At 62.6% G+C, this 18,677-nt stretch carries 14 protein-coding genes; 6 read left to right on the forward strand and 8 right to left on the reverse strand.

Annotation, left to right across the window (positions count from 1 at the left end):
* Window positions 1-7: 7 nt before the first annotated feature.
* From DNK10_RS07925 to glgA, 5 genes are read right to left on the reverse strand one after another with little or no spacing between them, the layout of a single operon-like run.
* A complete protein-coding gene (locus DNK10_RS07925) occupies window positions 8-334 on the reverse strand; it encodes a DUF2934 domain-containing protein (RefSeq protein ID WP_131191154.1) in 327 nt (108 codons plus the stop codon).
* Window positions 331-3,135: a malto-oligosyltrehalose synthase gene (locus DNK10_RS07930; RefSeq protein WP_131191155.1), complete on the reverse strand. Its 2,805-nt coding sequence runs from the start codon at window positions 3,133-3,135 to the stop codon at window positions 331-333. Before DNK10_RS07930 ends, DNK10_RS07925 begins: the two co-directional genes overlap by 4 nt.
* Window positions 3,128-5,209: a 4-alpha-glucanotransferase gene (gene malQ / locus DNK10_RS07935; RefSeq protein ID WP_131191156.1), complete on the reverse strand. Its 2,082-nt coding sequence runs from the start codon at window positions 5,207-5,209 to the stop codon at window positions 3,128-3,130. The genes DNK10_RS07930 and malQ overlap by 8 nt, the downstream gene beginning before the upstream one ends.
* Window positions 5,206-6,948, reverse strand: a complete 1,743-nt coding sequence (gene treZ / locus DNK10_RS07940; protein WP_131191191.1) for a malto-oligosyltrehalose trehalohydrolase — start codon at window positions 6,946-6,948, stop codon at window positions 5,206-5,208. Before treZ ends, malQ begins: the two co-directional genes overlap by 4 nt.
* Entirely contained in the window at window positions 6,948-8,486 is a 1,539-nt protein-coding gene (glgA, locus tag DNK10_RS07945; protein ID WP_131182037.1) for a glycogen synthase GlgA, read from the reverse strand. Before glgA ends, treZ begins: the two co-directional genes overlap by 1 nt.
* Before the next feature lie 782 nt (window positions 8,487-9,268).
* On the opposite strand from glgA, the gene pcaQ reads away from it, so the two are divergent.
* The 6 genes from pcaQ (at window position 9,269) to DNK10_RS07975 (ending at window position 15,221) form a co-directional block, all read left to right on the forward strand.
* On the forward strand, window positions 9,269-10,198 hold the full coding sequence (gene pcaQ / locus DNK10_RS07950; protein WP_131191157.1) for a pca operon transcription factor PcaQ: 930 nt from the start codon (window positions 9,269-9,271) through the stop codon (window positions 10,196-10,198).
* 267 nt (window positions 10,199-10,465) lie between these two features.
* Window positions 10,466-11,185 (forward strand): protocatechuate 3,4-dioxygenase subunit beta, encoded by a 720-nt coding sequence (pcaH, locus tag DNK10_RS07955; RefSeq protein WP_131191158.1) that lies wholly within the window; start codon window positions 10,466-10,468, stop codon window positions 11,183-11,185.
* A gap of 10 nt (window positions 11,186-11,195) precedes the next feature.
* The gene (pcaG, locus tag DNK10_RS07960; RefSeq protein WP_131191159.1) at window positions 11,196-11,804 is read left to right on the forward strand and encodes a protocatechuate 3,4-dioxygenase subunit alpha; all 609 of its coding nucleotides are present in this window, start codon (window positions 11,196-11,198) and stop codon (window positions 11,802-11,804) included.
* Window positions 11,794-12,924 carry a cell division protein ZapE gene (zapE, locus tag DNK10_RS07965; RefSeq protein ID WP_131191160.1) on the forward strand — a complete coding sequence of 377 codons (1,131 nt, stop codon included), beginning with the start codon at window positions 11,794-11,796 and terminating at the stop codon, window positions 12,922-12,924. The genes pcaG and zapE overlap by 11 nt, the downstream gene beginning before the upstream one ends.
* Before the next feature lie 4 nt (window positions 12,925-12,928).
* Window positions 12,929-13,870, forward strand: coding sequence for an AEC family transporter (locus tag DNK10_RS07970; protein WP_131191161.1), 942 nt, complete (start codon window positions 12,929-12,931; stop codon window positions 13,868-13,870).
* Between the two features lie 346 nt (window positions 13,871-14,216).
* The gene (locus tag DNK10_RS07975) at window positions 14,217-15,221 is read left to right on the forward strand and encodes an IS110 family RNA-guided transposase (protein ID WP_244216224.1); all 1,005 of its coding nucleotides are present in this window, start codon (window positions 14,217-14,219) and stop codon (window positions 15,219-15,221) included.
* Between the two features lie 161 nt (window positions 15,222-15,382).
* On the opposite strand, the gene DNK10_RS07980 is transcribed toward DNK10_RS07975, so the two are convergent.
* The 3 genes from DNK10_RS07980 to DNK10_RS07990 form a co-directional block, all read right to left on the reverse strand.
* Complete coding sequence (locus DNK10_RS07980; RefSeq protein WP_131191162.1) at window positions 15,383-16,003, reverse strand: NAD(P)H-dependent oxidoreductase; 621 nt, start codon at window positions 16,001-16,003, stop codon at window positions 15,383-15,385.
* A complete protein-coding gene (locus DNK10_RS07985) occupies window positions 15,996-17,390 on the reverse strand; it encodes a class II fumarate hydratase (RefSeq protein ID WP_131180519.1) in 1,395 nt (464 codons plus the stop codon). Before DNK10_RS07985 ends, DNK10_RS07980 begins: the two co-directional genes overlap by 8 nt.
* A gap of 67 nt (window positions 17,391-17,457) precedes the next feature.
* Window positions 17,458-18,462, reverse strand: a complete 1,005-nt coding sequence (locus DNK10_RS07990) for a DUF2804 domain-containing protein (protein ID WP_131180518.1) — start codon at window positions 18,460-18,462, stop codon at window positions 17,458-17,460.
* Window positions 18,463-18,677: the final 215 nt, after the last annotated feature.

Here is an 18,677-nt window from a genome sequence, read left to right on the forward strand (position 1 = left end):
CCTGGTGTCAGGCCTTGGGCTTCTTGGTGGTGGGCTTGGGGGCGGTCGGTTTGGCTTTGGCCGGCGCCTTGGCCTGTTTGAGCAAGGCTGGCTTCTCTGCCTCGGGCGGAGCCGTCTTGCGGGCACGCGACTTGGTCGGCGCGGCGGGCGCTGGCTCGGTGGCGGCAGCTTTAGGCTTGCTCACGCGCTTGGCCGTGGCCTTGGCGGGCGTCTGCTCGGCTTCAACGAGCTTGGTGGCCATTTCCCAATGACGTTTGGCTTGGCCATGGGGTTTCCCTTCGGATTCCCAGATCTGGTAGGCGAATTCACGGATGCGTTCTTCATTGGCGCTCATGGGGGTGACTCCTGAGATTGGGTAGAGACGATCAGCAGGTTGACAGGGACATCGCGCAGTACGTCGCGTAGCGCGATATGGCAGTCACTCGGTAATGGGGCGGCAGGGCAGAAAACGCTGTACAAAGCCTTGCCGGACAGCGCCGATGGCAGGGCGATGCGGGTGTCGCCCCATTGGTCATGGGTAATCAGTGGCGTCTGGCTGTCGCCCAGTAGCGAGGCGGCCAGGCGTGGCACGACCACCAGCAGGTGGGTCTCGCCATGGCTGCGCAGGAAGGCGAGTACCTTGTCGGCATGGCGTCCTGTCACGCAGAGTGGCTGATAGTCGCCTTCTGCGAACAACCGTCGGTGCTGCTTGCGGGCCGTGAGGGTTGCAGCGATCAGTGCCTGCTTGACCTGGCCGTCGTGCCAGTGCGGCAGCGTCTCGGCAATCGACGCGTTGCTGTCCAGCGCCTGCTGGCGAGCGGCGAAATCCACCGGGCGGCGGTTATCCGGATCGACCAGGGAGAAGTCCCAGAACTCACAGCCCTGATACAGATCGGGCACGCCCGGTACGCTCATGCGCAGCAGGCTCTGCGCCAGGCTGTTGAGCGCGCCGGCCGGGGCGATCCGGGCAGCGGCGAGGCGGATCTCATTACGCGGCTCGGCACCTTCTTCGCTACCGAGCAGCTTCTCCAGATACGCCTTGCAGGCACTTTCGTAGCTATCGTTGGGGTTGCTCCAGGTGCTGCGCAGCTTGGCCTCACGCACGGCTTTTTCCTGCCAGGCGATCAGTCGCTCGGTGAATGCCTGCAGACCCGCGGCGTCATCCGCTGGCAGATCCAGCGGCCAGCAGGCCAGCAGGATCTGCAGCAGCATCAGTTCATCACCTGGCGACGGCGCGCTGCCGTCATCGAGTTCTTCGCGCAACGGTGCCGCCAGTTCGCGCCAGTGTCGGCAGCGTTCGGCGAACCATTCGGCGCGCTCGCTGAGTACCGCCAGTCGCGCACGGGTGTCTTCGCCGCGCTTGTGGTCATGGGTCGCGGTGGTCAGCAGGTTGGCCGGGAAGTGCCGGGCCCGCTCCAGGCAGCCCTGGTGAAAGGCGTCGACCGGCGCGCTGAACTGTTGCGGGTCGAAACCCACGTCATTGCGCGACAGCAGCACGGCGCTGCGATAGCAGGCAGTGTCTTCCACGGCCTTGGCGGCAGCCGGAGAGGTGAGCTGCTGGAAGCGCTCGATCATCTTCGTCCAGAGTTTGCGCTGTGGGCTCGGTGGCCGCTCGGACAGCACCTGACCGCCGAGCCAGTTGTCGAGGTGCTCGAGCAGCGGCCAGTCGGCTTCTGCCAACGTGTTGCGCGCGCCTTCCAGCGCCTGATCGAAAACCGCCTGATCGCTGGCGCTGCGGCCTGCCGCAGAGACATAGGTGCGATACACCGGGAAGTGCACGATCAGTTCCAGCAAGGCACGGCGAATGGCGCCCAGGGTCAGATCGCGGGTGGCGATATCGTCCCGGGCGATCAGCAGCAGACCCTGGGCCAGCGCCTCGAGATCGCCGGCCAGGGAGGTGGTTAGCACCAGTTGCCGGGCCTGGCGCACTTCCTCCATGAAGTCGGCGCCACGGCCGCTGGTCTCGCTCCACAACTGGGCCAGCACGGCCTCGCCTTCGGGAGCGTGCTGCAGCAGGGAAACCTGGTTCATGAATTCGTAGCCGGTGGTGCCGTCGACGCCCCAGTCGTGAGGCAGTTGTTCACCTTCACCGAGAATCTTCTCGACGTAGATCGGGAAGCGGCTGCCACGCAATTCGGCGGGCCGCTGTGGCAGCAGGCGCTCGACGCGGCGACGCAGCTTGCGACAGTACGCACGCGGGTTGGCCAGACCATCGACGTGGTCGATACGCAGCCCGTCGACCAGGCCGTTTTCGATCATCTCGAAGATCTTCGCGTGGGTCGCTTCGAACACCTCATGGCGCTCGACCTTGAGGCCACCCAGCTCGTTGATGTCGAAGAAGCGCCGCCAGTTGATGTCGTCCGCCGCCGTGCGCCAGCTGGCCAGGCGATAGTGCTGGCGTTCGAGCAATTGGTGCAGGGCCATGAAGCCGTGCTCCTCGCTGGGCCGCAGGCTGGCAATGGCACGCTCGACGGCGCCGCCGGTCTTGCCGGCCAGGGCGAGCAGTTCACGGAACAGGGTATGCGCCTGGCGTTGGCTGTCCTGGCTGTCATCCAGCGCCGCGAAACGTTTGCCCAGGGCCTGCAGCTCGGCGTGCTCGCTGCGTTGCAGCACGTCGCCATAGGTCGGTGGGTTGAGCGGGAACCGATGGTCGTAGTGCTTGGCGTAGAGCAGGCCACGTTCGGCATCGAAGTGCAGTTCGATTTCGCCCGCCGCCAGCACTTCGCCGTAGTCGCTGCGCAGGAAGGGCACCAGCAACTGGCCGCGCAGCAGCGGGTCAGGGGATTGCCAGTGGATATCGAAGAACTTCGCGTGGCGGCTATTGGCGCCCCATTCCAGCACATCCAGCCACCAGGGGTTGGCGTCGCCGCCTACCGCCATATGGTTGGAAACGATATCGAGGATCAGTCCCATGCCCCGGGAGCGCAGCGCTGCGACCAGGCGTTGCAGGGCAGCTTCGCCACCGAGTTCCGGGTTGACGCGGGTCGGGTCGACCACGTCATAGCCATGCATCGAACCCGGTCGCGCGGTGAGCAGCGGCGAGGCGTAGATGTGGCTGATGCCCAGGCGCGCGAAGTAATCCACCAGGGGCACGGCATCGTCGAGGGTGAAGCTCTTGTGAAACTGCAGGCGCACGCTGGCGCGTAATTCAGTCATGGCGTGTGCCCTCGACCCGATTACGTGCCCACTGCAAACGCTGTAGACGGCGACTGACCGCAGGTTGCTCGAGCATGTCTTCGGCGTGCTCCGGCCAGCGCCGGCGCCAGTTCGGGTGATCGTCTCCCGGGCCCGGCAGATTGGGTTGCTCGGTGGTGGCCATGGCATCTTCCAGGGGCAACAGCACCAGCGGTGCTGGCGTGCTGCCGATAAAGGCGATGCTGGCGTCCAACTGCTGTTGCTCGTCGTCCGTTTCGTCTGAAGCGACGTGACCGTGCTGCTGCAAGGCCTGACGCAGCGCCCGGGTTTCGTGCGCGCGCAAGTCGTGATCCTGTCTGGTGTAGTCGTCGCTGCGGTGGCCCGCGGTTTGGCGCCAATCAATGTCGCGTGAGGCGAACCAGCCGCGGATGCTCGGTAAATCGTGCGTGGTGGTGGTCGCCAGGGCGTCCCGTGGCCAATGCGTCGGCGCGTGGAAGTGGCCGTTGCTTTGCTCGAACAGCAGCACGCGCATGCCCAGAATGTTGCGCCGGGCCAGCTCTTCGCGCAGGCCATCGGGCACGGTGCCGAGGTCTTCGCCGATGATCAGTGCGCCATGGCGCTCGGCTTCCAGGCACAACAGGCGCAGCAGATCCTGGGACGGATAATTGAGGTAGGCACCGGCCCCGGGCGCTTCTCCGTCAGGGATCACCCACAAGCGGCGCATGCTCATCACATGGTCGATACGCATACCACCGGCATGGGCCAGGTTGGCACGCAGCATTTCGATGTAGGCGCGAAAGCCATTGCGTTGCAGGCCCTGGGGCGAAAATGCGGAAACGCCCCAGTTCTGCCCGGAGCGATTGAGGATGTCCGGTGGTGCGCCGACGCTTACCGCTTGCAGCAGCTCCGACTGCCGCGCCCAGGCCTGGCTGCCCGACGCATCGGCGCCCACGGCCAGGTCTGCGATCAGGCCTACGGCCATGCCGGCATCCCGGGCGCTGCTTTGGGCACGGTCGAGGCAGCGAGCGATCAGCCATTGGGCGAAGGTGTGGAATTCGATCTCCTGTTCGTGGCCATCACAGAACTGTGTAACAGCTTCGCTGGCCGGATCACGATACTGTTCGGGCCATACGCGCCAATCCACCGGCAGCCCGTTGAGATCCATGAAACCGCGCAGCGCCTCGAAACGGCAGTGCTGATGCAGCGCATCGCCGCCCTCGCGACGAAAGGCCTCGAAGTCGGCGCGCAGCGGATGAGCCTCCTGGCTGAAGTCGGCGTGCAACTGACGCAGGATGCGCATTCGGCTACTTGCCACGCCAGGCCAGTCGATCAGGTCGAGACTTTCCAGGCGCGCCAGTTCTTCACCGAGACCACAACTGCTGATCGCCCGTTGCAGGGCTTCCTCGCCTAGAACGCTGCCCGGCGCCGCATGCAGTACGTTGAAGAACAGACGGCTGGAAGGCGAGTAGGGGCTGTAGGTATGCAGGTTGGCGCTGAACATGGCATGCACCGGGCTGATCGCCACGGCATCGGCACCATGCCTGGCCGCGCTGCGCACCAGGGATTCCAGTGCCTGGGTGTCGCCCAGGCCGCCATCCCGAGGGCGGCGCAGCGAATAGAGCTGCGCGCTGAGGCCCCAGATTTTCGCGTCCGCACGCCCGGCCAACTGGGCCACGCTCGGGCACGCCGCTGGGGCAACGGCAAGCGTCACTTCGCCACCGGCAATCCGTAAGCGGTGATAACCGGTGATGCCGATAACGGGCAGGCGCCCGCTGCCATTGAGGCGGCCTTCGAGGCGTTCGCCCTGTTCCAACTCGAGTTCGAAGGAGGTGCCTGGCGGGAAATAGCGGGTCAGATCCAGCGCTTCCTGCTGGTCGAGAGTCACCAGTGGCCCGAGAGCCTGGGTGTCCTGGCGGTGTTGCAGCTGGCCGAGGCTGGCTTCGATCTGCTCGCTGCTTTGCGCCGGATAACCCAAGGCTTCCAGCAGGCGACGCTGGTGTTCCGAGGTGACTGATTGGGCGCGGCCATCGGCGTCGATCCAGTCGACGCTCAAGCCTGCGGCTTTGCTCAGATCGGCAAGGCGTGCATCGCTCATGCTGCGCCCTCCAGCAGAACCCGGATGCTGCGTGGTAGCAGGCGATCGGCACCTGCATTCGTACGGTAGGTAAACAATGTACGGGCCTGTTCGTGAGCTTGAGTCGCAACTTCGGCGTCGCTCAGGTTCAGGTCGATACGCAGAATCTGCCCATCACCCAACTGCCAGCTGGCAGCCACTGCCGCTTCGCCCAGTACCCGGCTTTCCAGCGCCTGGCTGCCTTGCAGGCGCGGCACGATGTGTTCATGGCGCAGCGTCAGCAACTCACGGTAGAAGGCCACCCAGGCTTGCCCTGCGGGCGTGTTGCGTGCGGCGTAATCGGGTACGGACGCCTCGAATGTGCCAGCTTCGTTGGGGGCGGGAATGGCCAGGCCGGAAAACCTCGAGAACTCGCGAAACTCGTTTTGCCGACCCTTGCGCACTGCCTCGCCCAGTTCGTCGTTGTGCGAGGTGAAGAACTGGAACGGCTGCTCGCAGCCCCATTCCTCGCCCATGAACAGCAGCGGAATCATCGGGCTGAGCAGCAACAGGGCTGTGGTGCTCTTCAAGGCATCGGTATCGGCCAGCGCCAGCAGACGTTCACCGAGGGCGCGGTTGCCGACCTGGTCGTGGTTCTGCAGGAACAGCACGAAAGCGCTTGGGGGAAGGTGTCCGCTGCTGCTGCCGCGGGCAGTGCCGTGACGGGTGGTTTCACCCTGGTAGATGAAGCCTTCACGCAGGCAGCGAGCAAGCTTGTGGGTGGCATCCTCGGCGAAGTCGGCGTAGTAGCCTTCGTGTTCGCCGGTCAGCAAATGGTGCAGCACGTTATGGCCGTCGTCGTTCCATTGGGCGACGAAGCCTCGTTGCAGCAGTTCGGCATCGTTGTTCTCGTTTTCCAGTACCAGATGCAGGTGGCGCGTCGAAGGGATCGAAGCGTGCAACCGATCCGCCAGTTCGAGCAGGAAGTCGCGCTCGTCGATGGCGTGTACCGCGTCCAGGCGCAGGCCGTCGACGCGATAGTCCTGTATCCACATCAGGGCGTTGTCGAGAAAGTAGTCACGCACTTCGCGGCGGCGGAAATCGATGACCGGGCCCCAGGGGGTGTGCACGTCCTTGCGGAAGAAATCGCTGGCGTACTGCCCCAGGTAATTGCCGTCGGGGCCGAAGTGGTTGTAGACCACATCGATGAAGACCATCAGGCCCAGTTCGTGAGCGCGGTCGATCAGTGCGCGCAGTTCATCGGGCGTGCCGTAAGAGGAATCCGGAGCGAAAGGCAGAACGCCGTCGTAACCCCAGTTGCGGCCACCGGGAAACTCACCCAGGGGCATCAGTTCGATGGCGGTGATACCGAGTTCGCTCAGCGCCTGCAGCCTGGCTTCGACACCTTCATAGCCGCCCAGCGTGCCGACGTGGAGTTCATAGAGCACCGTCTCCTGCCAGGGGCGGCCCTGCCAGTCGCTGGTACGCCAGGCGTATCGTTTGGGGTCGGCTACACGGCTTGGGCCGTGTACGTCGCTGGCTTGCCAGCGCGAAGCCGGGTCGGGCACCAGCAGGTTGTCATCGATCAGGTAGCGGTAATCGCTACCGGCGCCTATCGATAGCGTTGCCGTGAACCAGCCATCTTCAGTGGCCGCCATCGCATGCTGCTCAGCGTCCTGCAGTTGTACCGCCACACTTTTGGCGTCTGGCGCCCAAAGGGAAAAATGGGTTTGACCGTCCTCGTCCAGCCAGGCGCCGTATCGTCGCTTTTTTTCTACCATCACACCAATTTCCCACCCGACTTCTTCGCGGCCAGCAGCTTGCGATACAGCGCCGCGTAGGGTTCCACCGACTGCCTCCAGTACAGCGGTGATGCCATCGCACGGGCGCGCATGGCGTTGAGCAGTTGCGGATTGCGGTAAACCGCCATCGCCCGACGCACGGCTTCCAGGTAGCTCTCGGTGGTAGTTTCGTTGAACAGGAAACCGCTGACACCGTCCTCGATGGTATCGGCCAGGCCGCCGGTAGCTCTGGCAATAGGCAGCGAGCCAAAGCGCTGGGCGTACATCTGGCTGAGGCCGCACGGCTCGAAGCGCGAAGGCATGAGCAGGAAGTCGCTACCCGCGAACATGCAGCGGGCATCGGCTTCATTGAAGCCGACATTGGCGCCGATACGTCCAGGGTGACGGCGGGCCAGCTCGCGCACTGCTTCTTCCAGGTGTTCTTCACCACGGCCGATGATGGCGATACGGCCACCCTCGGCGACGATGGCGTCGGCGATCTGCAGGGTCAGATCAATGCCTTTTTGCTGCACCAGACGCGACACCACGGCGAACAGCGGGCCGTCGCTGGGCTCCAGGCCGAACATCTGCTCGACGTGGCGGGTGTTTACGCGCTTGCCTTCCCAATCATGGGCGTCGAAACCTTGCACCAGATGGGGATCGTTCAGCGAATCCCAGCTGTCGTCGATGCCATTGGGAATGCCGCTCAACTGATTGAGCCGTACCTTGAACTGCAACATGCCTTCCAGGCCGCAGCCGAAGGCTTCGGTGGTGATTTCGCGGGCGTAGTTGGCGCTCACGGTGGTCACGTGATCCGAATACACCAGCCCTGCCTTGAGAAACGACAGCCGGCCGTAGAACTCCATGCCCTGATGGCCGCACGCCGAGGAGGGCAGGCCCAGTTCCGGACTGCATTCCAGGCTGCACAGGCCCTGGTAGGCGAGGTTGTGGATGGTGAACACGGTAGGCGTGCTCTGGCCGCGCCAGCTCATGTAGGCCGGGGTCAGTGCGGCAGGCCAGTCGTTGGCGTGAACCACTTCGGGGCACCAACTGAGGCACGCGGTACCTGCGGCGATTTCAGCGGCAGCCAGACCCAGGCGGGCGAAACGGATGTGGTTGTCCTGCCAGTCACGACCGTGGCTGTCGGCGTAGGGCGTACCGTCACGGTCATAGAGTTCGGGGCATATCAATACGTAGACGATCAGCCCATCGGGCAAGGTCATGCAGCCGACACGTGCCGGGGGCAGGGCGGCATGGCCGGGAACGCTGCCGACGTCACGAATGGGGTGGCCGCTTTCAAGCACCTGACGGTAGCCGGGAATCAATACCCGGACGTCATGATCCGCGCTCATGGCACGCGGCAGCGAAGCGGACACATCACCCAGGCCACCAACCTTGATCAGGTCGGCGAGCTCAGGGCTTACAAAGAGGATTTTCTTTTTCACCGCGTGCAGATTGGTAATTTTGGTTTGAGGCTTGAGCGTTGTTTCTATCGATGCCGATTGATCAAACCGTGTTGCTGCGACAGCGTTTCCCATACCATCCTCCGATCTATTCTGTCCTTGATCCGTGATTGTTTTGCTTGCTTGCACGCTATCGGGAATATGCCGCATGTCTTTCCAGTTGAATCCCGTGTTGGGGCAGGAGGAAAAGCTGCTTTCTGGTTGTTAATTCCCACCTAATTGATGACCCAGGAGGGAAAGAAGAAGTTTCGGCTATTTTTGCTGCCGCTTCGGACAGGAAGGAACTAATGGAAAGCAGCAGGTTTTCGCTGCGCGTATCCTGGAATCCATGGTTTTTCGACTGCGTTAGTCGCTTTTGGCTGGAGCTTTCAACTGTTTGCAGGAGGGCTTGGAGGTGTCTTTCAGGCATTCGCACCCGCATAGGGCGACAGGCGGTCATTTCTAAGCGGGCATGCTTAGTTGACCCATCCTGTACCTGCCTTGGACAGGGGCTGGACAGAAACTTGGACAAGTAAGAAGTATGGGTACTTGGCAAGGTAGTGGCACTTTAATTTGATCGCTCAAACAAGTACCGACAGTAAAGGTATATAACGTTTAACCTGTTCAATATTCCCTGCCGAAAGTGGTAGGGAGAGGCTGTTAATAAACGCTTCGATCACAATTGCTTATCTGCCCTTTGGTGCTCGAGATGTACTGGTAACGCTGCTGCTTGCAATGCTTCGGCCGGCGCACTCGTGATTCCCTGCTTTCGTACAGCCTTGAAGCTGTTGAAGATCGCGAACACCTGCCGGTTCGTGCCAGCGCGTGAACGCGGCGTTCTGGTACTGTTGCGCAGACCTCACCAGCGTCCCGCGACCATGAACCTCGATACCCGCATCAAATTTCGTCACCTGACGTGCTTTCTCGAAATCGCCCGGCAGCGCAGTTTCGCCAAAGCCGCCGATGCGTTGGCGGTCAGCCAGCCGGCAGTCTCCAAGACACTCAAGGAGCTGGAGGAGATTCTCGCCGCCTCTCTGTTCGAGCGTGGCAAGACGGGCGTCAGCCTGACCTCGGCAGGGCTCGCCTTCATGCGCTATGCCGGCCCCTGCGTGCAGGCGTTGCGTGACGGGGTGGCCAGCTTGCGCAGTGGTGAGCATGACGCTGGTCAGGTACGTGTCGGTGTGCTGTCGACCGTGGAAAGTCTGCTGATACCGGAGGTGGTGCGCCGCCTTCACGAACGGCACGCGGCGCTGGTGGTCAGCGTCGCCACCGGGCCCAGTGCCTATCTGCTGGGGCAATTGCGGGTCGGCGAACTGGATCTGGTGGTCGGGCGCATGACTGACAGCCCGGAAATCCAGGGCCTGACCTTCGAACACCTGTACAGCGAGTCCATGACCCTGGTGGTGCGCCCGGAGCATCCCTTGCTGGCGCTGGGCGAGTCCGCTCTCGCCCAGCTCGGCGACTACCCGCTGGTGCTGCCATTGGCCGGTACCACCATCCGCCGCTATGCCGACAGTCTGTTCGTGCAGTGTGGCGTACCGCAACCCGGCCAGCGTCTGGAGACGCTGTCGCCAGCTCTGAGCCGGCGCTACGTGCAATGCAGCGATGCCCTCTGGGTGGCGCCCCTGGATGCCGTGCGCCTCGACCTGCAGAGTGGTGAACTGGCCGAGCTGTCCCTGGGGATTCGCGAGCCGGGTGGCTCGGTGGGTATCTGCAGCAACGCCGCCTTGCCGTTGTCGCTGGCATCACACTGGTGCTGCGACACATTGCGCGAGCTGGCTGAGGAGTACCGTGGCCGTCTGGCCTAGGGTCTAGCCTTTCGGATCTGTCGCGAGCTGCTGTCTCACTGGTGACGTTGGGCGGTGGTCATCCAGTGCAATGTGGCGTATTGCGGGTGTGTCGGTTAGCATCAAATTACGCTTTATCCATAACCTATTGGTTATGAATGGGTGCGCTCTTTTCAATAGGCTCCACGGGCCGCCTGCGCGATCATGGCCTGCAGAGCCCGCACCGTACGCCTGACTGGCGTGACAGTTGGCGGGTCGACTCCATAATTTCAATAACCGGAGCCTGTCATGCCTGTTGAGGACACCAGCCGTTTCATCATTCGTGATCGTAACTGGCACCCCAAAGCCTTCACTCCCAATTACAAGACCTCCATCCCACGTTCGCCGAGCCAGGCGCTGGTGAGTATTGCGCAGTCCATTTCGGAAACCACCGGGCCGGATTTCACCCATTTGAAAATGGGCAAGTACGACAACGATCTGCTGCTCAACTTCAACAACGGCGGCCTGCCGGTCGGTGAGCGCATTCTGGTTTGCGGGCGGGTGATGGATCAGTACGGCAAGCCGATTCCGCATACCTTCGTGGAAATGTGGCAAGCCAACGCCGGCGGCCGTTATCGCCACAAGAACGACCGCTACCTGGCGCCGCTGGATCCCAACTTTGGCGGCGTAGGCCGTGCGCTGACCGACAGTGAAGGCAATTACAGCTTCCGCACCGTCAAGCCGGGTCCGTACCCGTGGCGCAACGGCCCCAATGACTGGCGCCCTGCGCACATCCACTTCTCCATCAGTGGTCCGTCGATCTCGACCAAACTGATCACCCAGCTGTATTTCGAAGGGGATCCGCTGATCCCGCTGTGCCCGATCGTCAAGTCGATCGCCAACCCGGATGCGGTACAGACGCTGATCGCCAAGCTCGACATGAGCATGGCCAACCCGATGGATTGCCTGGCCTACCGTTTCGACATCGTGCTGCGTGGCCAGCGCAAGACCCATTTCGAGAACTGCTGAGGAGCCTGTCATGCCTGTCGAACTCTTGCGCGAAACCGCTTCGCAAACCGCCGGCCCTTACGTTCATATCGGTCTGGCTCTGGCCGCCGCTGGCAATCCGACCCGTGAGCAGGAAATCTGGAACCAGATGGCCAAGTCTGGCGCCCCCGGCGAGCACATCACCCTGATCGGCCATGTTTACGATGGCAACGGCCACCTGGTGCGGGATGCCTTCCTGGAACTCTGGCAGGCCGACCATCAGGGCCGCTATGACGCCGAGTACGATCTGGACAAGGCCTTCAACGGTTTCGGCCGTACCGCCACCACTTTCGATGCAGGCAGTGAGTGGACGGTCCAGACCGTCAAGCCAGGGGTGGTGGATAACGCTGCCGGCGTGCCGATGGCGCCGCACATCAACGTCTCGCTGTTCGCCCGTGGCATCAACATCCACCTGCACACGCGTATCTATTTCGAGGATGAGGCCGAGGCCAACGGCAAGGATCCGGTGCTCAACCTGATCGAGCAGCCGTCACGCCGCGAAACCCTCGTCGCCAAGCGCTGTGAGGTTGACGGCAAGCCGGCCTATCGTTTTGATATCCGCATTCAGGGGGACGGCGAAACGGTGTTTTTTGACTTTTGACAGAAGGCCGGATGCGCCCGTCGAGCAGATCGGCGAGCGTATCCACCAAGGTTTCACCGCGGCGTTCGAAGCCCGTGGCTTTCGCGCCGATAGCGAGCAGCAGCGGGCAATCGATACCCTGGCGCAGTGGCTGCAAGGCTGGTGCGCCGGGCATCGTGGCTGGCTGCGTAAACCCGCCGCTGGCGTTTACCTGTGGGGTGGCGTGGGGCGCGGCAAGAGCTTCGTCATGGATGCCTTCTTTGCCGCTGCGCCATTCGCAGCCAAGCGCCGTGTGCATTTCCACGCCTTCCTGCAGGAACTGCAGCAGCGCATGAAGGCCTTCGCCGGTCACCCGGATCCCCTGGTGCTGGCGATCCGCGCGCTGGCACAGGACATCCGCCTGCTGTGCTTCGACGAGTTCCATGTTCACGACATCGGCGACGCCATGCTCCTGCGACGTCTGCTCGACGTGCTGGTCGAGGAGGGCGTCGGCCTGGTGATGACCTCCAATTACGCGCCGGTCGGGCTGTGCCCCAACCCGTTGTACCGTGAACGTTTCACGCCGGCGATCGACATGCTCGAAAAGCGTTTTACCGTATTGGCGCTGGATGCCGGTATCGATTATCGCGAGTTGCCCGGCAGTGGGCAGCGTTGGGGGGAATACCTCTGGCCGCAATCGGCGGGCGGGCTGGCTTATCTGGAGGAGTGGTTGGCACTGGGTGGCGAGGCGCGCCGCGACCAGGTGCTGGCGGTCAACCATCATCCGCTGCTGGTGCGTGCATTGGCGCCCGGCCGCGCCTGGCTGGAGTTTGCCGAGCTCTGCGGCAACGCCCATTCCACCGCCGACTTCCTCTGGCTGCTGCAGCGCTATCCGCGTATGGCCCTGACGGGGGTGCCGACCCTGGATTCGCAGCCGACCGATGCCTGTCAGCGGTTCATCAACCTGGTCGATATCGCGTACGATGCCGGCGCGAGCCTGCTGCTGTGCAGCGAGTCCAGCCTCGAACGGCTGTGCCGCGGCTCACCGCACCAGGACTTCGGGCGTACCCGAAGCCGTCTGAGCCAGTTGTACGTACGCGAGCTCTCCGTGACTGAAGGCGCTGGCCACTATGCCGGTGGCGTTTGCGATAAGGAATTCTGAAGCCGTGCTGCAAATCTTCCAGATCACTGCGCCGATCTTTCTGCTGATAGGGCTTGGATATGCCGCGGCCATGAGTGGCGTACTCAGCCGCGAACAGGTGCGTGGCATCGGTGCGTTCGTGATCACCTTCGCCATGCCGGCGCTGCTGATCAAGACCCTGGGTACCTCGCCGATCCAGCAGACCATGATTCCCGGTTATCTGGTGGCCTACACCCTGGGTTCCTGCGTGACCTTCGCGGCGGCGTTCTGCGTTTCGCGCTGGCTGCGCCGTGACAACCTGTCCGGCTCGGCGATCAACGCCATGGGCATGTCGATATCCAACAGCGGCTTCGTCGGCTACCCGCTGGTGGCGGCGGCCATCGGCTCGCCTGCGGTATTGGGCATGGCCATGGGCATGCTGGTCGAGAACCTGCTGCTGATTCCCCTGGCGCTGGTATTGGCCGAAGCGGGCAAGCAGCAGGGCGGCGGCTGGCCGACCGTGATGCGCATGACCTTCGGGCGATTGCTGAGAAACCCGGTGATCATCGGTATCGTCATCGGCCTTTGCGTGTCGCTGCTGGCCATCGAGATTCCGCCGCTGCTGCTCAAGCCCATCGACATGCTGGCCGGGGTGTCGGCGCCGCTGGCGCTGTTCGTGATCGGTGCGGGGTTGTTCGGCATGAAAGCGCGCGGGGTATGGATCGATGCCGCGTGGATTTCCACCGGCAAGCTGATCTTCCATCCATTGGCGGTGCTCTGCGCGTTCATGCTGGTGCCCGGCGTGGATCCGCTCATGAAGACGGTCGGTGTGCTGTTCGCCTGCTCGCCGATGATGAGCATTTTCCCGATCCTCGGTCAGCGCTTCGGCCTGGAGGATCGCTGCAGTGCGACCTTGCTGGTGGCCACCGTACTGTCGTTCCTCACCATCAGCGTGGCATTGATGTTCATCGATGCCACGCCGGCCTGAGCACCTGTTCACGATCTTCGTGTACCTGGCAAAGAGAAACCTATGGCGGCAATAAGGCGTAAGCAGACGTAGGGTGGATGACGCTCTTTTCATCCACCATCGCGATCGCAGAGCGGTGGACGGATCGGGCCGCGTAGGCAAGCGTCGTCCACCCTTGTATCTCGACTACAGCCTTTCAGTGAGGTTATGGTTCCCGACTGATCATCGGGGGAGGAGCTGCAAGCCGTGTCCACCCTTAAGCCTTGAGCTTGCAACGTAGATTGCGCTGCGCCCCTCCACACTCATCCGCTAAGTCCGAACGGTATCCAGAGCTTCGAGCTCGCATCAGCAAGGTTGGACGGATGCAGTGACGATCAGCAACCCAAAGGAGGAGATGATGAGTACTGTTGTTGGCATCGACGTCGCCAAGCACACCTTCGATATCGCCACGCTTCAGGCCAATGGCAAACACCGCACCAAAGCCAAGCTGGCCAACGACCCGAAGGGGTTTGAAGTGCTGCTGCAATGGCTGAACAAACACGCTGAGGCGCAGGCCTGGATCGTGATGGAAGCGACCGGCATTTACCATGAGGCCTTGGCTGAATGGTTGTATGAGCGCGGTTATCAGGTCTGCGTGCTGAACCCGGCTCAGATCGCGTTTTACGCCCGCAGTCAGCTGCAGAGAGTAAAGACCGACAAGGTCGACGCCAAGCTAATTGCCGATTATGGCCATCGGCATCAGAAAGAACTGCGCGCCTGGAAACCGGAACAGCCTTCGATCAAACGCCTCAAAGCGCTGACACATCGCCTCAAGGATCTGCAGGAACTGGAGCAGATGGAACAGAATCGTCTGGACGTGACGAGCGATGCCAAGGTAGCCGCGTCGATCCAGTCGGTACTGGGGCATATTCGTCAGCAGATTGCTGACACGCTCAAGGCGATCAAGCAGCACTTCGATGACAACGATGATCTGAGAGGGCAACGCGACCTGCTCAAGAGTATCGATGGCATTGCCGACAGAACAGCGGCGTTACTGCTGGCGGAGCTGGGTGATATACAACGCTTCGACGACAGCCGAGCCGTCACCGCATTTGCCGGTTTGAATCCAAGGCTGCAGGAGTCGGGAAAGCACAAAGGGCATGTGCGTATATCGCGGATGGGGTCTGCATTACTGCGCGGCGGACTTTACCTGCCAGCGGTTACCTCCCTGACTTACAATTCAGCGATCCGGGCAATGGCCGAGCGACTGCGAGCAAAAGGCAAGACCGGCAAACAGATCGTCTGCGCGGCCATGCGCAAGCTGCTATGCATCGCTTACGGGGTGCTCAAATCCGGCCAACCCTTTAACCCGCAACTCGCTATTGCGAGGTGAAGGTTAAGACGGTATCTACGAACGGCCGCTATCGCCACTTTGCAGCCAGTAGGATGGGTGAAACCCATCAATTGCCATGGGTTTCACCCATCCTACGACCGTTCGCTAACGCCTTTTTCCGTCATTGCGCGTGGTATCTCGTCGAAAGATCGTGAACAGGCCTATACCCGGCTACCGAGCAGTTCGGCGTGGCGCAACCAGTTCTGGCGCTGGGTTTCCGAGGATGGGCGTACTGGCGAGAATTGCGCCAGGCGAAGGGTCTTGATGCCGCAGAAGCCGAGAATGGTGCGCTTCATCTGCCGATGAGCCGGCGCGCCGTAGATCCAGCGGAAGTACCAGTTCGGCGTGTCCAGCGTTACCAGCAAATCTGCGGTACGGCCGCTGAGCAGCTTGTCCCAGAGTTGCGAGTTGCTGCGGTACTTGAAGGCGAAGCCGGGCAGCAGCACGCGGTCGAGAAAGCCCTTCAGCAGCGCCGGCAGGCCACCCCACCAGACCGGGTAGACGAACACCAGATGCTGAGCCCAGTGGATCTGCCGCTGCGCTTCGAGCAGATCCGGCTCCAGGGTCTGGCTCTGGGTATAGCCTTCGTGCAGCACCGGATCGAAGGCTATTTCCCCGAGGCGGATCTGCCGCACCACATGGCCTTCGGTGCGCGCGCCCAGCGCGTAGGCCTCGGCCAGCGAATGGCACAGGCTGTCGCTTTTCGGCGTACCGATGATCATCAGGATGCGCTTGCCATCACCCTCCAGTGGGGTGGCGCCGCTTTTGGCGGTTTCAGTCATGTTGCCCTGCCTCCAGCATGGTTTCCGGGCGAACCCAGGCGTCGAACTGTTCCGCGGTCAGATGACCCAGCGCCAACGCTGCTTCGCGCAGGGTGGTGCCATCCTGATAAGCCTTCTTGGCGATCTCGGCGGCCTTGTCATAACCGATATGCGGGTTCAGGGCGGTGACCAGCATCAGGCCACGCTCCAGGTGCTCCGCCATTCGCTGCGCATCCGGTTGCAGGCCGACGATACAGTGTTGGCGGAAATTTCGACATCCATCGGCCAGCAGGCGAATCGACTGCAAGACGTTATGGATGATCACCGGTTTGTAGACGTTGAGCTGCAAGTGGCCCTGGCTGGCCGCGAAGCCGATGGTCACATCGTTGCCCATCACCTGGCAGGCGAGCATGGACAGCGCCTCGCACTGGGTCGGGTTGACCTTGCCGGGCATGATCGAGCTGCCCGGCTCGTTGGCCGGCAGGCGCACTTCGGCAAGACCGCCGCGCGGGCCGGAGCCGAGCAGGCGCAGGTCATTGGCAATCTTCATCAGGGCGATGGCCAGGGTTTTCAGCGCGCCGGAAAGGGCTGCCAGCGGTTCGTGGCCGGCGAGGGCGGCGAACTTGTTCGGCGCGCTGCGCAGTGGCAGACCGCTCAGCGCGGCCAGTTCGGCAGCGATGGCTTCACCGAAGCCGGGCGGTGAATTCAGGCCGGTACCGACTGCCGTGCCGCCCTGGGCCAGCTCGCAGACCGCCGGCAGGGTGGCGCGGATCGCCTGTTCCGCCAGCTCCAACTGAGCGACGAAAGCCGAGAGTTCCTGGCCGAAGGTGATAGGCGTGGCGTCCATCATATGCGTACGGCCGGTCTTCACCAGGCGGCTGTGGCGCGCAGCCTGATCCGCGAGTGCTTCGGACAGCTCGCCGATCGCCGGCAGCAGATCGCGCTGCACGGCGCCGGCCGTAGCGATGTGCATCGCCGTGGGAAAGCAGTCGTTGGAGCTCTGGGCACGGTTGACGTGGTCGTTGGGATGTACCGGGCTCTTGCCGCCACGGGGATTACCGGCCAACTCATTGGCGCGTCCGGCGATCACTTCGTTGACGTTCATATTGCTCTGGGTGCCGCTGCCGGTCTGCCATACCACCAGTGGAAACTGGTCGTCGTGCTGGCCGTCGATCACTTCATCGGCGGCCTGCTCGATCAGCCGGGCGATGTCCTGAGGCAGGTCACCGATGCGGTCGTTGATACGCGCAGCGGCTTTCTTGATCAGGGCGAGCGAATGCACCACGGCGATGGGCATACGCTCCTCGCCGATGGCGAAATTGACTCGCGAGCGCTGTGTCTGGGCGCCCCAGTAGGCTTCTTCAGGTACATCGATGGGGCCGATGCTGTCGGTTTCTGTGCGGCTCATGAGGGCTCTCCGTTGCTGTTCAGGCATTTAGGCTGTGACAACGGCTACACGTTCCACTTCGAATCGGCTACCAGCGCGTTTGCGTGGCGCCCATCCAGCCCAGTGCAGCCTTGACCGGCACGCGTTCGCCCTGGGCGTCACGCAGCAGGCCGTCGTACTGGCCGAACCACTGCTGGGTATCGGCATACAGCAGGCCCAATCGGGGTTTGGCGATATGAATCTGGCGCGGGGTGAAGATGAGGTCGATCTGACCGTCATCGGTGTAGAGCTGCCAGGGCGCCAGCGGCTTTGCCAGGGGTTGCCGCATGTGTACGACTTGATCGAGGTGCAGCAAGATCCCACCAAACCATAGCGCGTTCTCCGACAGGCCGCTGTGATCCGTCCAGCCATCGCCGAAATTGCCGGCGATGCCGCCGGGCGCTGCAAAGGCCGCACGCGTCCAGTGGCTGTTGAGCGGCCAGACGCCACGGCCGAAATCCATCGATGCAAAGCTCTGGGCGCTGGTGCAGTGATATTCGCTATTACCCAGTTGGATGCTGCCACTTACCGGCAGACCCACTTGGCGGCAAGTGGCATGAAAGCCCTTCTTGCCGAACGGCACGACCAGATTCACCGACTCCAGATGGGCGGGACGCTGGATATCCAGCGCCAGGTTCAGGGGCAGGCCGCCGATATTCGCCGAGGTGGCGGTCAGCCGCACGCGGCCTGGGTACTCGTTGAAATGCAGTTGCAGGCGAGGGTGGTCGAAGGCGTGGCTGCCCAGGGGCGTATCCGGCAGGCTGCAGCCACGGCCGAACAGGCTCAGTTGGCTGTGGGCCACGTTATGGCCGCTGTTCAGGTCGAGAAAATAGGCAGCGCCGTAGCCGACGTAGTCGAGGTCGGCCTGAGTCAGTGAGAGCGTCCAATCGGGCGTATTGATGCTCCAGTGGTTCCAGCGCTTGCGCCGCCCCAGATTGCCCGGCAGGGAGCAGTCGACCCGCGGTTGCGACGACCAGCCGACGGCATCCGGGTTGAGGCGGCCGCGCGAATCGCACAGGGGGATCGTTGGTGGTGGAACGAAAGGGCTATTCATCAGACACGTCCATGTGTGCAGGAGTCAGCCACCGAGCATGCAGGCGTCGGTCGGAGCGAGCAAGTGCTGGCATTCTGAACGTGGCTGAAAGGGTGCGCCAGTAGGCATTTAGCGCTAGCCATGAGCCCGTTGATCGCCAGGCGACGACAGTCAGCACGTGCGAAAAGGCTTGAGAGGCACAGCCTTGGGGCACAAAATGCACGACAGTCGGTCAA

Source organism: Phytopseudomonas daroniae (assembly GCF_004327275.1).
Taxonomy (GTDB): domain Bacteria; phylum Pseudomonadota; class Gammaproteobacteria; order Pseudomonadales; family Pseudomonadaceae; genus Aquipseudomonas; species Aquipseudomonas daroniae.

Excerpts from the sequence above, each read along its gene's own strand:
- DNK10_RS07985 (WP_131180519.1), bottom strand. The coding sequence starts at position 17,390 with ATGAGCCGCACAGAAACCGACAGCATCGGCCCCATCGATGTACCTGAA.
- malQ (WP_131191156.1), bottom strand. The coding sequence starts at position 5,209 with ATGAGCGATGCACGCCTTGCCGATCTGAGCAAAGCCGCAGGCTTGAGC.
- pcaG (WP_131191159.1), top strand. The coding sequence starts at position 11,196 with ATGCCTGTCGAACTCTTGCGCGAAACCGCTTCGCAAACCGCCGGCCCT.
- pcaQ (WP_131191157.1), top strand. The coding sequence starts at position 9,269 with ATGAACCTCGATACCCGCATCAAATTTCGTCACCTGACGTGCTTTCTC.
- pcaH (WP_131191158.1), top strand. The coding sequence starts at position 10,466 with ATGCCTGTTGAGGACACCAGCCGTTTCATCATTCGTGATCGTAACTGG.
- glgA (WP_131182037.1), bottom strand. The coding sequence starts at position 8,486 with ATGGGAAACGCTGTCGCAGCAACACGGTTTGATCAATCGGCATCGATA.
- DNK10_RS07990 (WP_131180518.1), bottom strand. The coding sequence starts at position 18,462 with ATGAATAGCCCTTTCGTTCCACCACCAACGATCCCCCTGTGCGATTCG.
- DNK10_RS07980 (WP_131191162.1), bottom strand. The coding sequence starts at position 16,003 with ATGACTGAAACCGCCAAAAGCGGCGCCACCCCACTGGAGGGTGATGGC.
- DNK10_RS07925 (WP_131191154.1), bottom strand. The coding sequence starts at position 334 with ATGAGCGCCAATGAAGAACGCATCCGTGAATTCGCCTACCAGATCTGG.
- DNK10_RS07930 (WP_131191155.1), bottom strand. The coding sequence starts at position 3,135 with ATGACTGAATTACGCGCCAGCGTGCGCCTGCAGTTTCACAAGAGCTTC.
- treZ (WP_131191191.1), bottom strand. The coding sequence starts at position 6,948 with ATGGTAGAAAAAAAGCGACGATACGGCGCCTGGCTGGACGAGGACGGT.